3 protein-coding genes are annotated in these 2,525 nt (G+C 65.2%); all 3 read right to left on the bottom strand.

What is annotated here, in order from left to right:
* Positions 1-556, bottom strand: a 556-nt coding sequence (locus MOV75_RS34290) for an amino acid synthesis family protein (RefSeq protein WP_247007553.1), incomplete at its 3' end; no start/stop codon positions are given.
* 7 nt (positions 557-563) lie between these two features.
* Entirely contained in the window at positions 564-1,427 is an 864-nt protein-coding gene (locus tag MOV75_RS34285) for a fumarylacetoacetate hydrolase family protein (RefSeq protein ID WP_247007552.1), read from the bottom strand.
* 92 nt (positions 1,428-1,519) lie between these two features.
* On the bottom strand, positions 1,520-2,221 hold the full coding sequence (locus MOV75_RS34280; protein WP_246931743.1) for a GntR family transcriptional regulator: 702 nt from the start codon (positions 2,219-2,221) through the stop codon (positions 1,520-1,522).
* Positions 2,222-2,525 lie beyond the last annotated feature (304 nt).

Below are 2,525 nucleotides of genomic sequence, written 5' to 3'. Positions count from 1 at the left end.
GACCGCCGATGCGCGCGTGGGGGCGGCCGCCGGTTGCCATCACGAGGCCGAAGGCGATCTCATCACGCCTTGGCGCATCCCACAGCGTCATCTCCGCCGTGCCGAAATGGCTGCGGACATAGGCGGCGTGGATGTGGCCGAGCGGTACCATCAGGCGCGTGCCGGGACCGCCGATGGTCTTGGCGGCCGGGACGATCGCCTTTGGTTGCTGACCCTTGGGCTGGCCAAGCACCTCGCGCATGCCTTGGCCGCCGGCTTCGTGCCAGACGGCGCCATGCTCGAGCTCGCCGTCCTCGCCGACGATGATGCCCTTGCCATAAGCTTCGATCTTCGTCGCGCCGCCGAGCTGCGCGATCAGCCCGCTCGCGAGCTCGTGCCCGAGCTCGCGCAAAGATGCCTGAAACGGCATCAGGTCGGGCTCATAGCGTCCGGCGAAGGGATTGCGGATCACGGCAATGGCGGTGCCGACCAGCAGCGGCTTCTCCAGCCGCGGGCCGCGCTCGTGCCAGATGGTCTCGACGCCGAGCGCGGTCTTGCGAATGTCATAGGACGACATGCTGAAGCTAGGCCTCGTCCACGACGGGATTGCGGAGCACGCCGATATTCTCGATCTCGACCTCGACCAGATCGCCGGGCTTGAGGAAGACCGGCGGCTTGCGGGTGAAGCCGACGCCGGCCGGCGTGCCGGTGGCGATGACGTCGCCGGGGACGAGGTCGAAAATGGTGGAGCAATATTCGATCAGCCGCGGGATCGAGAAGATCAGCATCGAGGTGTCGGAGGACTGCACCACCGCGCCGTTGACGCGCGTCTCCAGTTTCAATTTCGTGGGATCGCCGATCTCGTCCGGCGTGACCAGCCACGGACCGAACGGGCCGGTGCCGACGAAGTTCTTGCCGGAGGCGATCTGCTGGGCGTGGCGCTGCCAGTCGCGCACGCTGACGTCGTTATAGATCGAGTAGCCCGCGACGTGGCTCCAGGCATTGGCCTCGCTGATGTGACGGCCGCCCTTGCCGATCACGACGGCGAGCTCGCCCTCCCAGTCGAAATTGTCCGAGACCTTCGGCCGGATCACCGGCGCGTTGTGCGCAACCTGGGAGCGCCACACCCGCAGGAAGATCGGCGGAAACTCGGTGATCTCGCGCTTCATGCCGAACGCCACCGCCTCGTTGTGGTGGTCGAGATAGTTGCGCACGGCGCAGACGATCTTTTCGGGGCGCGGGATCACGGGGAGATATTTGACGTCGCTCAGCGCCAGCGTGGGCTTGTGCCCGGCGACGACCGCGTCGCGCTTCGCGTAATCATCGCTGCCGAGAAAATCCGCGAGCGTCGGGTATTGGGGTAGGGCGCGGCCGAGATCCACCACGCCGTTTTCAGTAACGGCCCCCCAGCTTTCCCGATTTCCGTCCAAGAACGACAGCAGCTTCATGGTTTCGCCCCAAAGGTTCCGATTTTCGATCCGTTCAATTATTTTCGAAAATCTGGCGCGGCGCAAGCCCCCCACGTAAAAATGCCCGGTGCCTATTCGGTGTCGAGCAGGTGGGCGGCGTATGTCGCGACGTTGTCGGCGGTCGAGCGGATATGGGTCTCGATCAGCTGTACGGCGAGATCCGCATTGCGCGAGATGGCGGCCTGCATGATCGCCTGGTGCTCGCCGGCCTTGTCGCGCGGGCGCGGCCGGAAATTTGCCGACAGGTGCCGGTAGCGCTCGGCACGATCGAACAACTCGGCGCGGATGGCGAGCAGCGTGGCCGAGCCGCAGGCGGAGACCAGCGCCTGGTGGAACTGGCGATGCGCGATCTTCCATTCGGGATCCCGCAAGGGATGTTCGGGGTCGCGCTGCTCGATCCGCTTTAATCTGTGCAAAGTCGAGATTACGGCGATTTCCCAATCGTCATCGCCCCGCTCGATCGAGCGGCGGATCAATTCCACCTCGACCAGCACCCGCGCGTCCGTGACCTCCACCAGATCCTGGCGGCTGACCGGCGCGACGCGAAAGCCGCGCTGCTCCTGGGCGTCGACCAGGCCCTCCGCGGCAAGCGCGGTCAGCGCCTCGCGCAACGTCGTAAAACTCGCGCCGAACCGTTCACGCAGCACGTCGAAGCGCAAAGGCTCGCCCGGCGGAAGCGCGCAGGCAATAATCTCCTCGCGCAGCCGATGGGTGATATCGGCGGCGATGGTCTTGCCGAATTCCTTGCGGGGGCGAATGGCGCTGTCGGGCATAGCTCTGCCAATGAATCGATGCCTCAACATGCCGCGCCAACGACCATCTTGCAATAATTTTCGTAAACGGTATGATTTTCGAAAATACGGTCTGGGGAGTGCGAAGACATGAGGGCAGTGCTGGTGCGTCAGCCGGGTGGGCCGGATGCACTTGAGGTGGTCGAGCTGCCGGTGCCTGTGCCGGGCGCAGGCCAGGTGCAAATCCGGGCCGAGGCCTTCGGGGTCGGGCAGCCCGACGTGCTGATCCGGCGCGGCGTCTACAAATGGCTGCCGCCGCTGCCGGCCAATCCCGGCAACGACGTTG

The sequence above is a fragment of the Bradyrhizobium sp. PRIMUS42 genome (genome assembly GCF_023006515.1).
In the GTDB taxonomy this organism is placed as follows: Bacteria; Pseudomonadota; Alphaproteobacteria; order Rhizobiales; family Xanthobacteraceae; genus Bradyrhizobium.
Note: the sequence above shows the minus strand (reverse complement) of the source record. Positions and strands in the feature narration are given on the sequence as shown.

What these genes read in the sequence shown, in the direction of transcription:
- MOV75_RS34280 (WP_246931743.1), bottom strand. Translation starts at nt 2,221, where the DNA reads ATGCCCGACAGCGCCATTCGCCCCCGCAAGGAATTCGGCAAGACCATC.
- MOV75_RS34285 (WP_247007552.1), bottom strand. Translation starts at nt 1,427, where the DNA reads ATGAAGCTGCTGTCGTTCTTGGACGGAAATCGGGAAAGCTGGGGGGCC.